The organism is Pelagerythrobacter sp. (assembly GCF_041912895.1).
In the GTDB taxonomy this organism is placed as follows: domain Bacteria; phylum Pseudomonadota; class Alphaproteobacteria; order Sphingomonadales; family Sphingomonadaceae; genus Pelagerythrobacter.
The window spans coordinates 1010096-1028439 of sequence record NZ_JAYSGI010000001.1; the positions used below are offsets into that span (position 1 = coordinate 1010096).

Annotated in this window: 21 protein-coding genes; 5 read left to right on the plus strand and 16 right to left on the minus strand. The window is 66.8% G+C overall.

The window, feature by feature from the left end; translation table 11 throughout:
• Window positions 1–29: 29 nt before the first annotated feature.
• The gene (purS, locus tag ACE3QC_RS05105; protein WP_374406020.1) at window positions 30–269 is read left to right on the plus strand and encodes a phosphoribosylformylglycinamidine synthase subunit PurS; all 240 of its coding nucleotides are present in this window, start codon (window positions 30–32) and stop codon (window positions 267–269) included.
• On the plus strand, window positions 269–946 hold the full coding sequence (gene purQ / locus ACE3QC_RS05110; protein WP_374406021.1) for a phosphoribosylformylglycinamidine synthase subunit PurQ: 678 nt from the start codon (window positions 269–271) through the stop codon (window positions 944–946). Before purS ends, purQ begins: the two co-directional genes overlap by 1 nt.
• Here the strand turns inward: purQ and ACE3QC_RS05115 are convergent.
• From ACE3QC_RS05115 to ACE3QC_RS05130, 4 genes are all read right to left on the minus strand, one after another.
• Window positions 943–3246 (minus strand): putative bifunctional diguanylate cyclase/phosphodiesterase, encoded by a 2304-nt coding sequence (locus ACE3QC_RS05115; RefSeq protein ID WP_374406658.1) that lies wholly within the window; start codon window positions 3244–3246, stop codon window positions 943–945. The two genes, purQ and ACE3QC_RS05115, sit on opposite strands and share 4 nt — an antisense overlap.
• Window positions 3247–3372: 126 nt before the next feature.
• Window positions 3373–5196, minus strand: coding sequence for a glutamine--fructose-6-phosphate transaminase (isomerizing) (gene glmS, locus ACE3QC_RS05120; RefSeq protein WP_374406022.1), 1824 nt, complete (start codon window positions 5194–5196; stop codon window positions 3373–3375).
• A gap of 5 nt (window positions 5197–5201) precedes the next feature.
• Entirely contained in the window at window positions 5202–5576 is a 375-nt protein-coding gene (locus ACE3QC_RS05125) for a PIN domain-containing protein (protein ID WP_374406023.1), read from the minus strand.
• A 3-nt stretch (window positions 5577–5579) separates the two neighbouring features.
• Window positions 5580–5825, minus strand: a complete 246-nt coding sequence (locus tag ACE3QC_RS05130; RefSeq protein WP_374406024.1) for a ribbon-helix-helix protein, CopG family — start codon at window positions 5823–5825, stop codon at window positions 5580–5582.
• A gap of 311 nt (window positions 5826–6136) precedes the next feature.
• On the opposite strand from ACE3QC_RS05130, the gene ACE3QC_RS05135 reads away from it, so the two are divergent.
• Entirely contained in the window at window positions 6137–7105 is a 969-nt protein-coding gene (locus ACE3QC_RS05135) for a phosphatase PAP2 family protein (protein WP_374406025.1), read from the plus strand.
• Window positions 7106–7220: 115 nt separating this feature from the next.
• Complete coding sequence (locus ACE3QC_RS05140; RefSeq protein ID WP_374406026.1) at window positions 7221–8738, plus strand: ATPase, T2SS/T4P/T4SS family; 1518 nt, start codon at window positions 7221–7223, stop codon at window positions 8736–8738.
• On the opposite strand, the gene ACE3QC_RS05145 is transcribed toward ACE3QC_RS05140, so the two are convergent.
• Window positions 8735–8965, minus strand: coding sequence for a hypothetical protein (locus tag ACE3QC_RS05145; protein WP_374406027.1), 231 nt, complete (start codon window positions 8963–8965; stop codon window positions 8735–8737). The genes ACE3QC_RS05140 and ACE3QC_RS05145 overlap by 4 nt on opposite strands.
• 129 nt (window positions 8966–9094) lie before the next feature.
• On the opposite strand from ACE3QC_RS05145, the gene ACE3QC_RS05150 reads away from it, so the two are divergent.
• Window positions 9095–9223: an entericidin A/B family lipoprotein gene (locus tag ACE3QC_RS05150; RefSeq protein WP_374406660.1), complete on the plus strand. Its 129-nt coding sequence runs from the start codon at window positions 9095–9097 to the stop codon at window positions 9221–9223.
• 64 nt (window positions 9224–9287) lie between these two features.
• On the opposite strand, the gene ACE3QC_RS05155 is transcribed toward ACE3QC_RS05150, so the two are convergent.
• The 11 genes from ACE3QC_RS05155 to ACE3QC_RS05205 all read right to left on the minus strand — a co-directional run bounded on the left by ACE3QC_RS05155 (window position 9288) and on the right by ACE3QC_RS05205 (window position 18294).
• Window positions 9288–9881 carry a DUF938 domain-containing protein gene (locus ACE3QC_RS05155; RefSeq protein ID WP_374406028.1) on the minus strand — a complete coding sequence of 198 codons (594 nt, stop codon included), beginning with the start codon at window positions 9879–9881 and terminating at the stop codon, window positions 9288–9290.
• Window positions 9878–10339, minus strand: a complete 462-nt coding sequence (locus ACE3QC_RS05160) for an abscisic acid-deficient protein Aba4 family protein (RefSeq protein ID WP_374406029.1) — start codon at window positions 10337–10339, stop codon at window positions 9878–9880. Before ACE3QC_RS05160 ends, ACE3QC_RS05155 begins: the two co-directional genes overlap by 4 nt.
• Window positions 10340–10350: 11 nt before the next feature.
• Window positions 10351–11058, minus strand: a complete 708-nt coding sequence (locus ACE3QC_RS05165) for an NAD(P)H-binding protein (RefSeq protein ID WP_374406030.1) — start codon at window positions 11056–11058, stop codon at window positions 10351–10353.
• Entirely contained in the window at window positions 11051–12211 is a 1161-nt protein-coding gene (locus ACE3QC_RS05170; RefSeq protein ID WP_374406031.1) for a deoxyguanosinetriphosphate triphosphohydrolase, read from the minus strand. The genes ACE3QC_RS05165 and ACE3QC_RS05170 overlap by 8 nt, the downstream gene beginning before the upstream one ends.
• Window positions 12212–12281: 70 nt before the next feature.
• On the minus strand, window positions 12282–12977 hold the full coding sequence (locus tag ACE3QC_RS05175) for an aspartate/glutamate racemase family protein (protein WP_374406032.1): 696 nt from the start codon (window positions 12975–12977) through the stop codon (window positions 12282–12284).
• A gap of 125 nt (window positions 12978–13102) precedes the next feature.
• The gene (locus ACE3QC_RS05180; protein ID WP_374406033.1) at window positions 13103–14116 is read right to left on the minus strand and encodes an SO2930 family diheme c-type cytochrome; all 1014 of its coding nucleotides are present in this window, start codon (window positions 14114–14116) and stop codon (window positions 13103–13105) included.
• On the minus strand, window positions 14113–15333 hold the full coding sequence (locus tag ACE3QC_RS05185; protein ID WP_374406034.1) for a parallel beta-helix domain-containing protein: 1221 nt from the start codon (window positions 15331–15333) through the stop codon (window positions 14113–14115). The genes ACE3QC_RS05180 and ACE3QC_RS05185 overlap by 4 nt, the downstream gene beginning before the upstream one ends.
• 95 nt (window positions 15334–15428) lie before the next feature.
• Window positions 15429–15746: a hypothetical protein gene (locus ACE3QC_RS05190; RefSeq protein WP_374406035.1), complete on the minus strand. Its 318-nt coding sequence runs from the start codon at window positions 15744–15746 to the stop codon at window positions 15429–15431.
• Window positions 15746–17215 (minus strand): NAD(P)(+) transhydrogenase (Re/Si-specific) subunit beta, encoded by a 1470-nt coding sequence (locus tag ACE3QC_RS05195; protein WP_374406036.1) that lies wholly within the window; start codon window positions 17213–17215, stop codon window positions 15746–15748. The genes ACE3QC_RS05190 and ACE3QC_RS05195 overlap by 1 nt, the downstream gene beginning before the upstream one ends.
• The gene (locus ACE3QC_RS05200) at window positions 17212–17520 is read right to left on the minus strand and encodes an NAD(P) transhydrogenase subunit alpha (protein WP_374406037.1); all 309 of its coding nucleotides are present in this window, start codon (window positions 17518–17520) and stop codon (window positions 17212–17214) included. Before ACE3QC_RS05200 ends, ACE3QC_RS05195 begins: the two co-directional genes overlap by 4 nt.
• A gap of 153 nt (window positions 17521–17673) precedes the next feature.
• The gene (locus ACE3QC_RS05205) at window positions 17674–18294 is read right to left on the minus strand and encodes a fasciclin domain-containing protein (protein ID WP_374406038.1); all 621 of its coding nucleotides are present in this window, start codon (window positions 18292–18294) and stop codon (window positions 17674–17676) included.
• Between the last annotated feature and the right edge of the window lie 50 nt (window positions 18295–18344).

Consider the following 18344-nt stretch of genomic DNA (forward strand, 5'->3'; position numbering starts at 1 on the left):
GCCCCGCTATCGAGAAAGGCACCCGGCCCATGAAAGTCCGCATCCACGTCAGCCTCAAGCCCGGCGTGCTCGATCCGCAGGGCCGCGCGGTGCACCACGCGCTGGAAGGCCTCGGTTTCTCGGGCGTGGAGGACGTGCGGATCGGCCGGTTGATCGAACTCGACGTCGCCGACGGCACCAGCGAGGCGCAGCTCGAGGACATGTGCCGCAAGCTGCTGGCCAACACGGTGATCGAGAACTTCCGCATCGAGAGTACGGAGGCCGCGTGATGGCGTTCCGCGGCGCCGTCATCACCTTCCCCGGCTCGAACTGCGACCGCGACATGGCGGTGGCGCTGGAAAAGGTTTCGGGCGCGCCCGCGCTGCGCGTGTGGCACGGCGACGCGGACCTGCCCGACCGGCTCGATTTCATCGCGGTTCCGGGCGGCTTCTCCTACGGCGATTACCTGCGCTGCGGCGCGATCGCCAGCCGCAGCCCGATCATGCGCGCGGTGATCGAGGCCGCCGGGCGCGGCGTGCCGGTGCTGGGCGTGTGCAACGGGTTCCAGGTGCTGACCGAAAGCGGGTTGTTGCCCGGCGCGCTGATGCGCAACGCGCAGCTCGATTTCACCTGCCGCAACGCGCCTTTGCGGGTGGAGAACAGCCAGTCGCTGTTCACTGGCGCCTACGACAGCGGCGAGAAGATCGTGCTGCCGGTGGCGCATCACGACGGCAACTACTTCGCCGACGAAGATACGCTCGACCGGATCGAGGGCGAAGGGCGCGTCGCGTTCCGCTATCTCGATTCCGTGAACGGCTCGCGCCGCGACATCGCGGGCATCCTGAACGAGGCGGGCAACGTGCTCGGCATGATGCCCCATCCCGAACGCGCGATCGAGGCGGATCACGGCGGCAGCGACGGACGCCGGTTGTTCGAAGGTGCGGTGAAGGGCCTTGTCGCCGCCTAGGCGCTGAGGCGCTGGCTCGACCGGCGGAACAACTGTTCGACATCTTCCGCCGGCATCGGTCGGCCGAAGTGGAACCCCTGGATCTTGGTGCACCCGAGATTGCGCAGCATCTCCGCCTGTTCGGCGGTCTCGACGCCTTCCGCGGTCGTCGACATCTCGAGGCTCTGCGCCATCGCCACCACCGCACGGACGATGGCGAGGCTCTCCGCCCCGCCCTGCGCCGCCCCCTGGACGAACGTGCGGTCGACCTTGATCGTGGAGAACCTGAGCTTCCGCAGATAGCCGAGCGACGAATAGCCGGTGCCGAAATCGTCGAGCGCCACCGTGCAGCCGAGTGCCATGACCTGTTCGAGCGCGCCGCGCGCGATGTCGGCGTCGCGCAGGAAGATGCTCTCGGTAACCTCGATCTCCAGCCGCCGCGCGTCGAGCCCGCTGGCGGACAGCGCCCGCACCACGGTGCCGGCGAATTCGGGTTCGAGCAGTTGTTCGGGCGACACGTTGACCGCGATCCGCACGTGGCGCGGCCAGCGGGTGGCCTCGCGGCACGCCTGTTCGAGCACCCAAGCGCCGATCGGCACGATCAGCCGCGTTTCCTCCGCCAGCGGAATGAACTTGCCCGGGCTGACGAAGCCGTGTTCGGCGCTGTGCCAGCGCACCAGTGCTTCGAAGCTGACGATCGTTTCGTCGTGCGCGTCGACCACCGGCTGGAAATTCAGCGCCAGTTCGCCGCGGTCGAGCGCGCGGCGCAGCGCGAACTCGAGCTTGCGCCGCTCTTCCGCCGAGGCGTGGAGGGCGGGCTCGTAGTGGAAATGGTCGCTGCCGCCCTCGTCCTTCGCGCGGTAGAGCGCGAGGTCGGCGTTGCGCATCAAGTCCTCGACCGTCTTGCCGTCACGCGGGCCGAACGCCGAGCCGACGCTGGCACCGACGTAGAGCGTGTGATGGTCGATCTCGTAAGGCTGCGACAGCCGTTCGATCACCCGGCGCGCGATGGCCTCCACGCGGCTCCTGTCCGAAGCATCGCGCACGACGATCGCGAACTCGTCGCCGCCGAGACGACCGCAGAGCGCGCTCTCGTCCATCAGATCCCTGAGGCGGCGCGACACCTGCGCGAGCAACTGGTCGCCCACCAGATGGCCGAGCGAATCGTTGACCGCCTTGAACCGGTCGAGGTCGATCATCAGGAAGGCGCAGCGCGTGCGCCACTGGCCGGCATAGCGCAGCGCCTCGCCCAGCGCCTCGGTGAGCATGAGCCGGTTGGGCAGGCCCGTCAGCGTGTCGTAGCGCGCGAGATAGGCGATCTTCTCCGACGATTCGCGCTGCTGGGTGACGTCCGAGCCGACGCCGCGAAATCCCGCGAACGCGCCCGCGGCGTCGTACAGCGGCGTGCCCGACAGCTCCCACCAGCGGGTCTCGTGCCCGATCGAGACCTTCACCATGAGGTTGGAGAAGCTTTCGCGCCGCTTCATCCGTTCGGCCAGATCGTGCAGGCTGGGCGGGAACTGTCCGCTGTCCCAAGCATCGCCGGCGATGAATTGCAGGAACGACTGCCCTTCCAGCTCCTCGGGCCGCTTGCCGAGCGCGAACGAGAAGCGCGGCGAGGCGCCACGGATGCGGCGCGAGGTATCGACCTGCCATAGCCAATCGGCGCCGTTTTCCTCGAATTCGCGCAGCAGGAGCGAGACGACCTCGGACTTTTCCGCGGCGTTGATTTCCGCCATCCGGGCGGTGAGATAGATGCGCGCGATCTCGATCGTGCCGTAACTCACGGCGATCAGGAAGGATGCTGTCAGTCCGAGCAATTGCCACGCCTGCTCGACCGCGAGCATTCCCATCGCGGCGACTCCGGAAACGGCGGCGAACACCAGCGTGCCGAGCGGCGCGCCCGACGCGATCAGCGCCGAGCCCGCGACCAGCGTGCCCATCGCAACGAGGACGACGAACTTGTCGACCGGCCCGATGAACGGCGCGAATGCGAGCACCGCTATCGCCCACAGCACCCCGATCAGTCCGATCCGCAGCGCATGCGCGCGCAATTCACCCGCGTTGACGCGGCGGTTGTCGGCGTCGAGCAGGCTCGCATCGCGGCGCAGGATATAGAACACCGCGACGGCGACGAGCCCGCACCAGCCGAACAGGAGGAGATCGGGCACTTTCCCGAAACACGTCCAAGCGACCATCGCGGCGGCGAAAACGTGCGCTGCGAGGCGGGATTTCCACGCACCCGAGACCCGCGCGAGTTGCAGCCCGCGCAAGCGATTCCATTCCGCGTCCCCTTCCCCGCGAAGCCCGAGCACGGACATCACCGAAAGACGGGACGGATCGACCCCCTGATCTGCGTGCTTCTCTGTCACCGCGGGGCTGATAAACCCCGAAAGGTTATGGGGCAGTAAAGCGCCGCGCGCGCCCGACCACGTTGCTGCGCCGATTTACTCGACGGTGACGGACTTGGCGAGATTGCGCGGCTGGTCGACGTCGGTGCCCTTCGCGACCGCGACGTGATACGCCAGAAGCTGCACCGGCACGGCATAGACCAGCGGCGCGATCAGCGGATGGACCCGCGGCATCTGGATCGTCGCCAGGCAGCCTTCGCCCGCTTCCGCCAACCCCTCCGCATCGGAGATCAGCACGATCTTGCCGCCCCTTGCGCGCACTTCCTGCATGTTGGAGACGGTCTTCTCGAACAGCGGACCCGACGGCGCGAGGACGATCACCGGCACCGCCTCGTCGATCAGCGCTATCGGGCCGTGCTTCATCTCGCCCGAGGCATAGCCTTCGGCATGGATGTAACTGATTTCCTTGAGCTTGAGCGCCCCTTCGAGCGCCAGCGGATAATCCGGCCCGCGCCCGAGGTAGAGCACGTCGCGCGCCGGAGCGATGAGGTGCGCCATCCCGGCGATATCCTCGTCGTGGTCGAGCGCGGCGTTGAGCGCGGCGGGCGCTTCGAGCAGGTGGCGCACCACCTCCTGCTCCTCGGCGCGATCCATCCGGCCCTTCTTCACCGCCAGATGCGCGGCGAGCGCGGCGAGCACGGCGAGCTGGCAGGTGAAGGCCTTGGTGCTGGCGACGCCGATTTCCGGCCCCGCATGGGTGGGCAGCAGCAGGTCCGCCTCGCGCGCCATCGAACTGGTCGGCACGTTGACCACCACGCCGATCGTCTGCCCCGCCGCCTTGCAGTGGCGCAGCGCGGCGAGCGTGTCGGCGGTCTCGCCGCTCTGGCTGATGAACAGCGACAGCCCGCCCTCCTCGAGCACGGGATCGCGATAGCGGAACTCGCTCGCGACATCGAGGTCCACCGGCACGCGCGCAAACGTCTCGAACCAGTATTTCGCCACCATCGCGGCGTAGAACGATGTGCCGCAGGCGACGATCGTAACCCGGTTCACCGCCGAAAGATCGAAATCGATCTGCGGCAGCGCCACCGTGTTGTCGACCTGATGAATGTAGCTCTTGAGCGTCTGCGCGACGACGGTGGGCTGCTCGAAAATCTCCTTCTGCATGAAGTGGCGGTAATTGCCCTTCTCGACCGCCGCGGCAGAGGCGCCCGAGGTCGTCACTTCGCGCTCGGCCGCTTCGTTCGCCGCATCGTAGACCTGCGCGCCCTCGCGCGTGACGACCACCCAGTCGCCCTCCTCGAGGTAGGCGATCTTCTGCGTCAGCGGCGCAAGCGCCAGCGCGTCGGAGCCGAGGTAGGTTTCGCCCTCGCCGTAGCCGACCACCAGCGGCGAGCCGAGGCGCGCGCCGATCAGCATGTCGGGATGGTCGCGGAAGGCGATCGCCAGTGCGAACGCGCCGCGCAGCCGGGGCAGCACCGTCTTCACCGCACCCTCGGGCGAAGCGCCGTTCTCGATCTCGCGCGAGATTAGGTGCGCCACGACTTCGCTGTCGGTTTCGCTTTCGAGCGTCCGGCCATCAGCGAGCAGTTCGTCGCGCAGCGGCTTGAAGTTCTCGATGATCCCGTTGTGGACCAGCGCGACGTGATCGGTGGCGTGCGGGTGGGCGTTGTTCGCGGTGGGTGCACCGTGAGTCGCCCAGCGGGTGTGCGCGATGCCGACCGTGCCGGGCGCGGGATGGTGGGCAAGTTCCGCGACCAGATTGGCCAGCTTGCCTTCCGCCCGGCGGCGAACGAGCTTGCCGCCGTCGATCGTGCAGACCCCGGCGCTGTCGTAGCCGCGATATTCCATCCGCCGAAGCCCGTCGACCAGCCGGTCCGCGACGGGGCCATTGCCGACGATGCCGATGATTCCGCACATTGAACTCAGTTCCTTCGCAGATGATAGGGCACGCGAATTCCGGGCATGTTGGCCGGGAAGTCCTGCGTGTTGCGGGTGACCAGAATTGCGCCGTTAACCTGCGCCGTGGCCAGGATAAAGGCATCCATGAGATTCATTTTCGCCCGGCGCCGGATGTCGGCGGCGGCAGCGGCGATCCGCGCGTCGATTTCCACGACTTCGAATGGCGCGATGATCTGCTGGAGGGTTTCGCGCTGCTCGATCGGTTCGGCGGCGAGAAGTTCGGCCCAGACCACGCGACTGATGCGGTGGCGGTTGTATCGGCCCAGTTCGGCACTGGCGGCGGGGATATCGCGCAGCCAGTCGATCAGGATGTTGCTGTCGAAGAAGGGGTCGGACACGCGTCAGAGGTTTTCGTAGGCGGTTCGATCTTCCCGCAAGGCGCGCTGATAATCGATGGCATCGCCGATATCGTCGCGATCCTTCCAGAACCCGGCGCCGCGCGCGATCCAGCTCTTCGTGTCGGCATTGTGCAGGAGATATATCTTAACCGCATCGCGAATGAGCGCTGCCCGCGAACTCTTCCGCCGAAGTGCAAAAGCATCGAGTTTTTCGACATCGTCGTCGGGAATGTCGGTGAGGATTCGCATGATGATATCCTGATATCATATCAGTATATCATGTCAATCGAGCCGGAATGCTCCGCAATCGAGATGATCAAGCACACTTCGCCGCCACGTTCTCCCAACGCCTCGAATAATCAGGGTTAAGGTTAAATTAGCACCGCTCATTTAGCGAGTATGCATTGGGGTGCGGGGGACTTGTAGTGTTGAGGCATAGCGAGCAGAGCGGCAGCGTTGCGATCGCGATACCCCCCTCAGTTTCCGCGACCCGGGTATTGCGGACTGTCGTCCTGCGCGACGACGCGTGCATCTTCGCACTGGCGGTTGCGATCATCTTATTGACCCTCCAGTTCATCGCGGCTGCCGGGTTGGGATGGCCGAGCAGCGATTGGTTCGTCATCAACACCAGATTCTATCTCGTTCTGAGCGCGGCGGTTATCATCGCCGAAGCAGTCGTTCGCCTGGCGATCGTGCGCCCTGTCAGCCCGTTTCGCTATCTGTCCTCGCCGCCTGTGATCCAGATCGCGGCCCGGCGGACGTCCGCGCTCCTCCCGATCGCGGCGGTCGGCCTCTTCATGCCTGCGTTCTCGGCGATGAAGAGCAGCATCGGGCGGATAAATCCGTTCGCCTGGGACGAGACCTTCATCGCTCTCGACCAGGCCATTCACGGCACGGACCCGTGGCGGCTGCTCCAGCCAATCATGGGCCACCCGATCGTCAGCCTGATCGCTTCCAACCTCTATCATCTGTGGTTCGCGCTGATCTATCTGGGCCCGATCGTTTTCGCATTCTACGTGCGCGAGCGCCGGCTGCGCCTGACGTTCTTCATCGGTTACTTCGCGACCTGGACCGTCGTGGGAATGGTGTTCGCCACGCTGCTGTCTTCCGTCGGGCCGTGCTTCGTCGGTCCGATCCTAGGCAATCAGCACTTTGCAGAGCAGATGGCGTATTTGCACGAAGCGGACCGGATTTATCCGCTGGCAGTGCTCGACGTGCAGCAACTGCTGCTCGACTGGCACCGCTCGGCGGAGGGCGGATTCGGGCGCGGCATCACCGCCATGCCGTCGATGCACGTCGCGCTTTGCTGGCTCTATGTATTGGCCACATGGCGCATCGACCGGCGGATCGGACTGGCTTTCTTCGCCTTCTTCGTGGCGATCCAACTATCGTCCGTGCATCTCGCCTATCATTACGCCGTCGACGGTTATCTCTCGGTCCTGCTGGTGACGGCGATCTGGTTCGCCTGCGGCAAAGTCGCTGCTGCGGTCGGAAGCCCGGCCAGCAATCTCGGGAACCCTCGGCGATAGCGCCGCGCTTTCAGAGTTTCTCAATGTTTCCGCCCTATTTACCACCTTTCTAACGTGCCGGTCCGCTATCGCGGAGAAATGCCGGGCAAACCGACGAACAACTGGGGGTCGTCAGATGAGCGCATTTGGACGGAAGAACGGGCCCGGCGGTATGGCGCCCGGCGCGCGTCCCTCGTTCGGTGTCGCGCGCCCGATGCAGGGCGGTGACGCGGCGCAGCGCTCGCCCGAGCCGGGCGGCGATCAGTTTCCTCCGCTTCCGGGCGAAGGCGCCCCCTCGCAAGGCGATCCGGGCCAGCCGAACAAGGCCGACGCGCTGACGCGCCTGGCCGACCGCGCCAACGCGATCCACCAGCAGGCCGAGATCGGCGGGTTCGAGGCCAGCGTCCACAAGATCAAGGAGCAGGTGCTTCCCCGCTTGCTCGAGCGCGTCGACCCCGAAGCCGCGGCGACGCTGACCAAGGACGAGCTGTCCGAGGAATTCCGCCCGATCATCATGGAGGTGCTGGCCGAGCTCAAGGTCACGCTCAACCGGCGCGAACAGTTCGCGCTGGAAAAGGTGCTGATCGACGAACTGCTCGGCTTCGGGCCGCTCGAGGAACTGCTCAACGATCCCGACATCTCCGACATCATGGTCAACGGGCCCGACCAGACTTACGTCGAGCGCAAGGGCAAGCTGCAGGTCGCCAATATCCGCTTCCGCGACGAACAGCACCTGTTCCAGATCGCCCAACGGATCGTGAACCAGGTCGGCCGCCGCGTCGACCAAACCACCCCGCTCGCCGACGCCCGCCTGAAGGACGGCAGCCGCGTCAACGTGATCGTGCCGCCGTTGTCGCTGCGCGGCACGGCGATCTCGATCCGCAAGTTCTCCGAGAAGCCGATCACGATCGACATGCTCAAGGACTTCGGCTCGATGAGCGACAAGATGGCCACTGCGCTCAAGATCGCGGGTGCGTGCCGGATGAACGTCGTCATCTCGGGCGGCACCGGTTCGGGCAAGACGACGATGCTCAACGCCCTGTCGAAGATGATCGACCCGGGCGAGCGCGTGCTGACCATCGAAGACGCGGCCGAGCTTCGCCTGCAGCAGCCGCACTGGCTGCCGCTCGAAACGCGTCCGCCGAACCTTGAGGGGCAAGGCGCGATCACCATCGGCGATCTCGTCAAAAACGCGCTGCGCATGCGGCCGGACCGCATCATCCTGGGCGAAATTCGTGGCGCGGAGTGTTTCGACCTGCTCGCGGCGATGAACACCGGCCACGACGGCTCGATGTGCACGCTGCACGCCAACTCCCCGCGCGAGTGCCTCGGCCGTATGGAAAACATGATCCTGATGGGCGACATCAAGATCCCGAAGGAAGCCATCAGCCGGCAGATCGCCGAATCGGTCGATCTGATCGTGCAGGTGAAGCGCCTGCGCGACGGTTCGCGCCGCACGACCAACGTTACCGAAGTAATTGGGATGGAAGGCGACGTGATCGTCACCCAGGAACTGTTCAAGTTCGAGTATCTCGAGGAAACCGAAGACGGCAAGATCCTCGGCGAGTTCCGCAGCTCGGGCCTGCGCCCCTACACGCTGGAAAAGGCGCGCCAGTTCGGCTTCGATCAGGCCTATCTAGAAGCCTGCCTCTAACCGGTCAGCACGCCCTTCACCGCGAGCATGATGAGGCCGCAGCCGACGATGGCGGTGGTCAGGAAGATCGGGCGCCACGGCACCCAGCCGATGCCGTCGATCCGCGCCCGCTTCATCCGCCGGGTCTCGCCGATCATGGCGATCAGCGACACCGCTACCAGCAGCAAGCCCCAGAGCCCCGCGATCTCGGCCTCGCTGGCGAAGGTGATGAAGTGGTGGATGCCCATCGCGCGGGCGATATGGGTGCCTTTCCGCAACACGGCAAGCGCATGCGACAGACCGCAGGAACCGCGGATGCACGGATGCGTTTCACCCCCGTCCGCTCGTTACGAGCAGGGGAAAAGGGAAAAGACACCATGGTCCGCAAGATTATTCTCGCAGCGGGAATCGCCGCTTTCTCGCTCACCGCCGCGGCCTGCAACACCGTCAAGGGTGCAGGCCAGGACATCGAATCGGTCGGCGAGGCCGGCGACGAAGCGATCTGATCGGCATAAAAAGCCCTTACGGGTCGTATGCGCCCGCCGGAGCGATCCGGCGGGCGTTTCATTTTCAGGACCGGCGATAGACGAGCGTCAGGTTGTTCGCCGGCATCGCGTAGCGTGCACCGGGCGTGAAACCGGCATCCGCGGCGACGCGATCGACCGCAGCACGATCCCGCAGGCCCCACGCTGCATCGCGCCCGCGCAGGCTTACGTCGAACGCGATGTTCGACGGGGCGGTTTCGATATCTGCTTCCAGGAAAGGGCCATAGACGATCAGCGGCGCGCCGTGCGCCAGCAAGCCCGCCGCTCCGGCGAACAGGCCCTCGGTCGCCGCCCACGGGCTGATATGGATCATGTTGATGCACACCACCGCGTCGGCCTCAGCGATCGGCCATTGCGGCGCTGCGGCGTCGACGGCGATGGGTGCGAGCAGGTTGGCCGGTCCATCTGCGTCACGCCAAGCCGCGATCGAGGCACGCGCGCCCGGATCGGGATCGCTCGGCTGCCATCGCAGGTTCGCAAACCGCCGGGCGAAGAACACCGCGTGCTCTCCCGAGCCGCTGGCGAGTTCGAGGACCGTCCCGCGCTCGGGCAATTCTCCCGCCAGCACGTCGGCGATCGGGGCGCTGTTGCGCGCGGTCGCCGGGGCGTGGCGCTTCATTCCCACCGCCCCTGCGCCCGTGCGCGACGTTCGCGGATCGTCAGCCAGGCGAACAGCCCGAGCGGACCGGCGAGGAACGTCGCCAGCAGCACGGGAGCCTGCGCCACCCGACCGAACCCCTTCGCATCGGCGTCGCGCGCGATCCACAGGCCGACGAACAGATCGAACGCGAGATAGTGCGTCCAGCCGAGGACGATCGCGCCGTCCGACCGGAACAGCGACTTGAGCCCCGCGACCGAATAATCGGCGAGGCCGGGCGGTGGCAGGCCTGCGTCCCGCAACGGATCGACCGCGCCCGTCGCGAGCAGGACGAGCAGCACCGAATACATGAGGCACAGCAGGCCGATCCCGCAATAGAGCACCGCGGCCATCGCGAGCGGCTTTCGCGGCAGCAGGATGAGGATCGCCCAGGCAGCGAGCGCGAGGAGATTGGTGAAAGCGAAGATTCCGGTCCACATCGCGCTGCCCCTCAGGCGCCGACCGCGTGGTGCGCGGGTTGCGGAAATTCGCGCGCCGCGCGGCGGATGCCGTCGTTGTCGTGGGAGAACTTCCCCGCCGCCTTGCGCATCGCGAGGCCGAGGGTAGCCTCGGCCACCATCCGCGCGGCAATCGAGCGGTACTGCCGCATGCCGCCGCGCAGGAACAGATCGGTCAGCGGGCTCACCGTGATGCCGATCCGTTCGCCCGGCCTGCGCTCCTCGCCACGCTCGCCGCGCAGCAGGCCGGGGCGCAACACGTCGAGGCGCTTGAACCCGACCTTGGCGAGATCGCGTTCGACCTCGCCCTTCACGCGCAAGTAGAAGGTCTTCGCCGCGAGCGAAGCCCCGGCGGAGCTGACCGCGACCATCCGCTCCACGCCGTGCGCCTTCGCGGCGCGCGCCGTTTCCAGCACGAGATCGTGATCGACCGCGCGAAACGCCGCCTCGTCCGCGCCGGATTGCCGCCAGGTGGTGCCCAGCGCGCAGATCAGCGCGGTCGGCCGCACCGCTTCGAACACTTCGCCCCACTGCGCCGGATCGGCGACGAACATCTCCATCCGCACGCCGTCGGGCAGCGGCACCTCGCGCCGGCTGAGCCCGGTGAGGCGGAAATCGTCGCGCCCGATGGCGAGATCGATCACCGTGCGCCCGATCAGCCCGGTCGCTCCGGCGAGCGCGATGCGCAGCGGCTCAGACATTGCTCAATCCTTCGGGCCGGTCGCCGAAAATGCGCGCGTACTGGTCGATCGCAAACCGGTCGGTCATCCCGGCGATGAAATCGGCGATGTGGCGCGTGCGCTGCGGCTCGCCGGCGGGCAGCGCGGCGCGCCAGCCCTCGGGCATCAGCGAAGGATCGCCCGCATAGGCTTCGAACAGCCGGGCGGCGAGGTCGCGCGCCCGCCCGGCGGTGGCGAGTTGTTCGGGATGGTAATAGAGCCGGTCGTACATGAAGCGCTTCAGCCGCCGTTCCTGCGCCGCCATCGCGGGCGAGAACGTCGCCAGCGTGCGCCCCGCCCGGCGTACGGCTTCCGCCGTTTCAATGCCTTGCACGGCATCGCGCGTCTGTTCGATGACGTCGTTGACCATCAGGCCGATCTGCACCCTCACCAGTTCGCGCAACTGCCGCTCTCTCGAGGCGGCGGGAAAGCGCTTTTCGACCGCACGCCACTGGTCCGCGACGAAATCGAGCGACACGAGATCGTCGAGCGCGAGGAAGCCCGCGCGTAGGCCATCGTCGATATCGTGATTGTCGTAGGCAATATCGTCCGCCACCGCCGCGACTTGCGCTTCGAGCGAGGCGTGGCGGGCGAGGTCGAGCGGAAAGGCCGCATCGAGTTCGGCCAGCGCCCAGCCCGGCTGCACGACCGGCCCGTTGTGCTTGGCGAGCCCTTCGAGCAGTTCCCACGTCAGGTTCAGCCCAGGATGGTCGCAATAGGGGCTTTCGAGCCGCATCAGCGTGCGCAGCCCCTGTGCGTTGTGATCGAACCCGCCATGCGGCGCGGTCGCCGCCTCCAGCGCGTCTTCCCCGGCATGGCCGAACGGCGGGTGACCGATATCGTGCGCGAGGCACAGCGCCTCGGTCAGGTCCTCGTCCAGCCCCAGCGCGCGGGCGATGACCCGGCCGATCTGCGCGACTTCGAGGCTGTGCGTCAGCCGGGTGCGGTAGTGATCGCCGTCGGGCGCGATGAACACCTGCGTCTTCGAGCGCAGCCGGCGGAAGGCGATCGAGTGGATGATCCGGTCGCGATCGCGCTGGAATTCGCTGCGCGGCCCGCGCGCGCCGGCGCGGTCCTCGGAAAATTCACGCCCGCGCGACGCGGCGGGATCGGCGGCGAAGGGCGCACGGGTCATGCCCGGTGCGCCTAGGTCCTAACCGCCCGCGCGACAACGGGAACAATCGGGCAACCCCGCGTGACGCGGATCAATCCCCGCCCATGATCCAGTCCACCGCCGCTTCGCAATGGATGCGCGTGGAATCGAATATCGGCAGCACGTTGGCGTCGACATCGACCACCAGTTCGAGCTCGGTGCAGGCGAGCACGATCGCCTCCACGCCGTCCTGCTCCTTGCGGCTGATCATGGTCTTGAGCGCACGCTCGGCATCGCGGGTCGCCTTGCCCAGCATCAGCTCGTCGTAGATGATCCGGTCGAGAATCTCGACGTTGGCCATGTCGGGTGGCGTCAGGTCCACCCCGTGCGCGACGAGGTGCTGGCGATAAAAGTTTTCCGTCATCACGTTGCGCGTGCCGATCAGCGCGGCATTGGTGGCGCCATCGCGCTGCATCCGCTTGCCTACGCATTCGGCGATGTGGATGATCGGGATATCGACCTGGGCCGCAACCTCGTCGTAGACCTTGTGCATCGAGTTAGCGCCGATCACGATCGCCGTCGCTCCCGCCGCTTCGAGATGGCGTGCGGATTCGCCCAGAACCTGTGCCGCGCGCGCCCAGTCCTGTGCTTCGTGCAAACCATGCAGACGCCGGAAATCGAGGCTGTCGATGATCAGCGGCGCGCTTGCCAGCGGCTCGGCGCGGCGCTGCACCAGGCGGTTGATATGGTCGTAATACGATCGGGTGGAGACCCAGCTCATGCCCCCGATCAGCCCCAGTTTGCGCAAAGTCCGTGCCCTTCCGATATCGCGTGACGGCCCCGACCTTAGCGACATCCGGCGGTGCGCGTCCAGCCGGTGGCGGCACGACGGACGACGCGCGCGATACGGTGGTTAACCGCGCAAAAAGAAGGTCAGGGCGCTATCCCGGCGATCCAGCGCTCGACCGCCTCGACGCCTTCGGGATCGACCGTGGCTTTGCCCAGTTCGGGCATCGCGACACCCGGTTCGTCGCTGTCCATCCGGTGCACCAGGATCGATTCGCCCGGCTTGCCCGGCACGACGTCGAACAGCAGGCCGCCCGATCCACGCCCGGCGGCGACGGGGCGCTTCATGATCCCGAGCAGCCGCGGATCGTGCTGCTCCCACCGCAGATCGAGCCCGGAATTGGAGGCGGTGGCCGAGGGCTGGTGGCAATGCGCGCAGTTGACATCGAGATAGGCGCGCGCCGCATCCTCGGCGCCCGCCTCACCGCGTGCCTCCCACAAAGGCAGCACGTCCGCGCCTTCGGGCACGCGGTCGAGCAGCCCGCCGTCGACCATCGCGCCGAGCCATTCGTGCGCAAGGTTGCGCGCCTTGGGCCCGATCGGCACGACCGCGCCTTCCAGCCCGTGACATTCCTTGCACTGGTTCTTGTTCGGCACGCGGTAGCTGATTGCCTGCCCGCGCGGCGTCGTCACCTCGACCCGCGCGCCGGCGACCGCGAGCCGCGCCTCGGTCTGCTCTTCGTTCCAAAGGTAAGGCAGGGCGAGCCAGCCGTCAGCGCGGTGGAGCAGCACGCGCGTTTCGATCAGGCGGCGGCCATCGCCTTCCCCGAAAGCGAAGGTCTTTATCAGCGCCGCGCCGACCGGGATGTCGAGCAGCCCCTCGCCCGCCGCCTGCATCGTTACGCCTTCTGGCAGGTAGACGAAGCGCAATTTCTCCGCCCCGTCCGAATAGAGCGGCGTGTTGAGGCGGTAGGGCGTCACCCGCGCGGCAGGCTCCTGCGCGGGTGCGTCGGCGAAGAAGCCGAATTCGTCGAGTGTGCGCGGCAGCCCATCGGTGACCGCGGCATCGTTCACCGCCGCCGCACTGCCCTGCGAATGCGCGGCGATGCTGGCGGTGGCGGCGAGCAGGCCCGCCGCGAGAAAGGCGGTCGCGCGCCTCACCGGATGCGCGCCTCCAGCTCCGCGCTCGCGCCCCAGCCCTCGCTCGCCGGCGGTTCACCCGCTGCGGCCACCTCCAGCGGGCCGGGTTGCGCGCCTTCCATCCGGCGGCCCTGTTGCGGCAGGTTGAGCGACCAACCATTCATCTCGGGATGGACGGTCAGCGGCGCGGGATCGCTTTCGCCGATCAGCCCGTCCCACAGCACCGGCGGGAGCGCGCCGCCGAAGGCCGCGAGCAATTGCTCGGCACCGTCGATCTGCGGATCGGTGCCACCCGCGTCGACCTCGTTCCAGCCGATCGCGACGCTGCGCGGGTACGGATCGTAATCGGGATCGTCGAACTCCAGCGGATAGGCGATCACCATGATCGGCGCGGTCGGGTTGTCGTAGAGCAGGTTCTGCCCGACCCACACGTTCTCGTTCGCCATCACCATGATGCCGGTGCCGCGCCGCACGCTGGCGACGATATTGCCCTCCGGCGCGAAATTGGCGGTGGTGTTCTCGGCCACGAGGTTGTGGCGCACCAGCACGTTGCCGCCGCCCATCACCGGCAGATCGGGCAGATCGAACACCAGGATGCCCCCGGTGTTGCGGCTGACGAAGTTGCGCTCGACGATCGCGTCACGGCTGTTCTCGATCTCGATGCCCGCGACGTTGTCGGTCGCGACCGAATTGCGCACAGTGATCTTGCTCGACTGGCCGACGTAGATCCCGGCGTCCGACGCGCCGGAAACCTCGCTGCCGTCGATCAGGATATTGGTGCTTTCGACCGGGTAGATGCCGTAGGCGCCGTTGGTCGGCTTGGGTCCGCCCGTCCAGGTGACGCGAATTTTGTGATAGACGATGTCGTCCGCGCCTTTGGACTTGATCCCGTCGCCCTTGGGGTTCTCGACCGCGAAATCGCGCAGGATCACCCCGTCCGACGTGACCAACAGCCCCTCGCCCGAGCCCTGCTGGCCGGTGAAGTCGAGCACCGTCGCCTCCATCCCCGCGCCGCGCAGGGTGACGCCGTCGACGTCGAGGCTGAGGCCATCGGAGATCGCGAAGCGGCCCGCGCCCAGCACCACCTCGTCGCCCGGCGCGGCGAGGATCAGCGCCTCCTGCAAGCGTTCCTGCGCGCCCTCGCCCGCATCCACGGTGATCGTTTCAGCATGAAGCGGCGCGGCCAGCGCCGTGAGCGATATCGCGCCTGCAATCAGTGTCTTGTGCCCGATGGTCATCGTCGTTCTCTCCCTTGCGCGCATTGTGCGACAGTTGCGGGAGAAAGCCAAGCCGGTCCCTTTTCGAAACCGACGATGCGAACGGAGAGCGCCCCTCAGCCCAGCCCGACCGCGCAGAGCCCGGCGGAGCTTGCCGTCACCGCGACGGCCTCGGCATCGCCCACGCGGCGCACACGATCGACGTACTGGCCCAGGGTTACCGGGCGCGCGCTTTCGCCGGGCCGGGCCTTGAGCCCTTCCAGCTTGCGCAGTTGCGCGATCGTCAGCCGATCGACCATTCGCCCGGCCATGCAGGTCGCGTTGCGGTCCGACAGCCCCGCCCCCACGAGCGCGCTGCGCACGCGGTCCTCGGCGATCCGCTCGACGCAGCCCGAGGCGAGGACCAGCGCTGCCAGCGGCCACAGGGCGCGCATCAGTCCATCGCCTTGACGATTTCCTCGACCATCTTCTTGGCGTCGGACAGCAGCATCATCGTCTGGTCCATGTAGAACACGTCATTGTCGACGCCCGCATAGCCGACGCCGCCCATGCTGCGCTTGATGAAGAACACCTGCTTGGCCTTTTCCACGTCGAACACCGGCATGCCGTAAATGGGCGACGACTTGTCGGTCTTGGCCGCCGGATTGACGACGTCGTTCGCGCCGATGACGAAGGCGACGTCGCACTGCGCGAACTCGGAGTTGATGTCCTCCAGCTCGAACACCTCGTCGTAGGGCACATTGGCTTCGGCCAGCAGCACATTCATGTGCCCCGGCATCCGGCCCGCGACGGGGTGGATTGCGTATTTCACCTCGACGCCCTTTTCCTTCAGAACGTCGGCCATCTCACGCAGCGCGTGTTGCGCCTGGGCGACCGCCATGCCGTAGCCGGGGATGATGATGACCTTTTCCGCCTGTTCGAGCATGAAGGCGGCGTCGGCCGCGCTGCCCTGCTTGTAGGGGCGCTGTTCCTTCGCCTCGCCGCCGCTCGCGCTCGCATCCGCGCCGAATCCGCCTGCGATCACCGAGATGAAGCTACGATTCATCGCGCGGCACATGATGTAGCTGAGGATCGCGCCCGAACTGCCGACCAGCGCGCCGGTGACGATCATCGCGGTGTTGTGCAGCGTGAAGCCCATCGCCGCCGCCGCCCAGCCCGAGTAGCTGTTGAGCATCGAGACCACGACCGGCATGTCCGCGCCGCCGATCGGAATGATCAGCAGGAAGCCGATCACGAAGGCCGCGATCAGGATGGCCCAGAACAGCCACCCCTCGCCCGGCCCGGCGTTCGGCGCGAGCGCGTACGCGGCGGTCATGCCGAGGATCGCGGCGAGCGTGCCGAGGTTGATGACGTGCCGCGCCGGCAGCAGGATCGGCGCGCCGCCCATGTTCCCGTTCAATTTGGCGAAGGCGATCACCGAGCCGGAGAACGTGATCGCGCCGATCGCCGCGCCCAATGCCATCTCGACCCGGCTGATCGCGAGGATATTGCCGTCGAGCCCGAGGATATCGAACCCGCCCGGATTGAGGAACGCCGCCGCCGCCACCAGCACCGCGGCGAGGCCGACGAGCGAGTGGAATGCGGCGACGAGCTGCGGCATCGCGGTCATCGCGATGCGCCGCGCGATCACGAAGCCGATGCCGCCGCCGATGGCGATCGCGGCGAGGATTTCGGGCAGACTGGCAAGCTCGTGCGTCACCAGCGTCGTCACCACCGCGATCAGCATGCCCGCCATGCCGAAGCGGTTGCCGCGCCGGCTGCTCGCCGGGCTCGACAGCCCGCGCAGCGCGAGGATGAACAGCACCCCGCTGGCGAGGTAGGCGAGCGCGACCCACGGGTTCACCGCATGCGCGGCGTCGGCGGCGAGCGACAGGTCGGTGGTCGTGTCGGGGGCGAGGATCATCGGGCCTTGCCCTCCCCGGCGGCGGGCTTTTCTTTCTTCTTGTACATCGCCAGCATCCGCTCGGTCACCGCGAAGCCGCCGAAGATGTTGACGCTGGCCAGCACCACGCCGGCGAGGCCGAGCCACTTCGCGCCCGGCACCTCGGCCGCCGCCGCGGCGATCAGCGCGCCGACGATGATGACGCTGGAGATCGCGTTGGTCACCGCCATCAGCGGGGTGTGCAGCGCGGGGGTGACCGACCAGACGACGTAGTAGCCGACGAAGCAGGCCAGCACGAAGATCGACAGGATACTGATGAAATCCAAAGCTGGCGCCCCTCTCGACCGGTTCGGTTCGGGGGTGTGTATTGCAAGCGAGCGCGACGCTGTCGAGATGGTACGGACGCTCTGGGCGGCCATAACGAAAGCGCCGGGCCGCACATGGCGACCCGGCGCTTTCCAGTTAACGCTTCCGAACGGTTACAGCGTCGGCGTGAGCACACCGTCGATGACGTGGACCACGCCGTTCGACTGCATGACGTCGGCCGTGTTGACCATCGCCGTGCTGCCGCCCATGCCGGCGATCTTAACCATGTCGCCATCCATCGTGAGCGTCAGATCCTCGCCTTCGACCGTGGTCAGCGTGGCAGTGCCGCCGCCTTCTTCGATCTGCGCGGCGAGATCGGCGGCGGTGAGCTTGCCGGGTACGACGTGATAGGTCAGCACCTTGGTCAGATCGTCTTTGCCGTCATCGGCCATCAAGCCGTCGAGCGTCGCCTTGGGAACCTTGGAAAAGGCGTCGTTGGTCGGGGCGAACACCGTGAACGGTCCGGCCCCGGACAGGGTTTCGCCCAGCCCGGCCTGAGTCACCGCCGAAACCAGCGTCGTAAGGTTCGGCGCCTTCGAAGCGTTTTCAACGATCGTCATATCCGCCATCATCGGCGCGCCGCCGACGGTCGGATTGGTCGAAGCGGCCATGTCGTCGCCCATCGCGTCGGTGGCCATCGCATCGTCCGGCGTCGTATCGGCGGCAGGTTCGCTGCTGCACGCTGCAAGCGATACGGCAGCGACACCGGCGAGCATAAGTGAAGGAAGTCTCATAGATATTCTCCTCGGCAGCCTGGAGCGCTGTGTGCCCCAAACTCTGCCTA

Excerpts from the sequence above, each read along its gene's own strand:
- ACE3QC_RS05190 (WP_374406035.1), bottom strand. The coding sequence starts at position 15,746 with ATGCGCGCCCTGTGGCCGCTGGCAGCGCTGGTCCTCGCCTCGGGCTGC.
- ACE3QC_RS05145 (WP_374406027.1), bottom strand. The coding sequence starts at position 8,965 with ATGGGCATCCACCACTTCATCACCTTCGCCAGCGAGGCCGAGATCGCG.
- ACE3QC_RS05160 (WP_374406029.1), bottom strand. The coding sequence starts at position 10,339 with ATGTGGACCGGAATCTTCGCTTTCACCAATCTCCTCGCGCTCGCTGCC.
- ACE3QC_RS05115 (WP_374406658.1), bottom strand. The coding sequence starts at position 3,246 with ATGTCCGTGCTCGGGCTTCGCGGGGAAGGGGACGCGGAATGGAATCGC.
- glmS (WP_374406022.1), bottom strand. The coding sequence starts at position 5,196 with ATGTGCGGAATCATCGGCATCGTCGGCAATGGCCCCGTCGCGGACCGG.
- purS (WP_374406020.1), top strand. The coding sequence starts at position 30 with ATGAAAGTCCGCATCCACGTCAGCCTCAAGCCCGGCGTGCTCGATCCG.
- ACE3QC_RS05185 (WP_374406034.1), bottom strand. The coding sequence starts at position 15,333 with ATGACCATCGGGCACAAGACACTGATTGCAGGCGCGATATCGCTCACG.
- ACE3QC_RS05170 (WP_374406031.1), bottom strand. The coding sequence starts at position 12,211 with ATGACCCGTGCGCCCTTCGCCGCCGATCCCGCCGCGTCGCGCGGGCGT.
- ACE3QC_RS05205 (WP_374406038.1), bottom strand. The coding sequence starts at position 18,294 with ATGAGACTTCCTTCACTTATGCTCGCCGGTGTCGCTGCCGTATCGCTT.
- ACE3QC_RS05195 (WP_374406036.1), bottom strand. The coding sequence starts at position 17,215 with ATGATCCTCGCCCCCGACACGACCACCGACCTGTCGCTCGCCGCCGAC.
- purQ (WP_374406021.1), top strand. The coding sequence starts at position 269 with ATGGCGTTCCGCGGCGCCGTCATCACCTTCCCCGGCTCGAACTGCGAC.
- ACE3QC_RS05150 (WP_374406660.1), top strand. The coding sequence starts at position 9,095 with ATGGTCCGCAAGATTATTCTCGCAGCGGGAATCGCCGCTTTCTCGCTC.
- ACE3QC_RS05130 (WP_374406024.1), bottom strand. The coding sequence starts at position 5,825 with ATGCGAATCCTCACCGACATTCCCGACGACGATGTCGAAAAACTCGAT.
- ACE3QC_RS05140 (WP_374406026.1), top strand. The coding sequence starts at position 7,221 with ATGAGCGCATTTGGACGGAAGAACGGGCCCGGCGGTATGGCGCCCGGC.
- ACE3QC_RS05155 (WP_374406028.1), bottom strand. The coding sequence starts at position 9,881 with ATGAAGCGCCACGCCCCGGCGACCGCGCGCAACAGCGCCCCGATCGCC.
- ACE3QC_RS05165 (WP_374406030.1), bottom strand. The coding sequence starts at position 11,058 with ATGTCTGAGCCGCTGCGCATCGCGCTCGCCGGAGCGACCGGGCTGATC.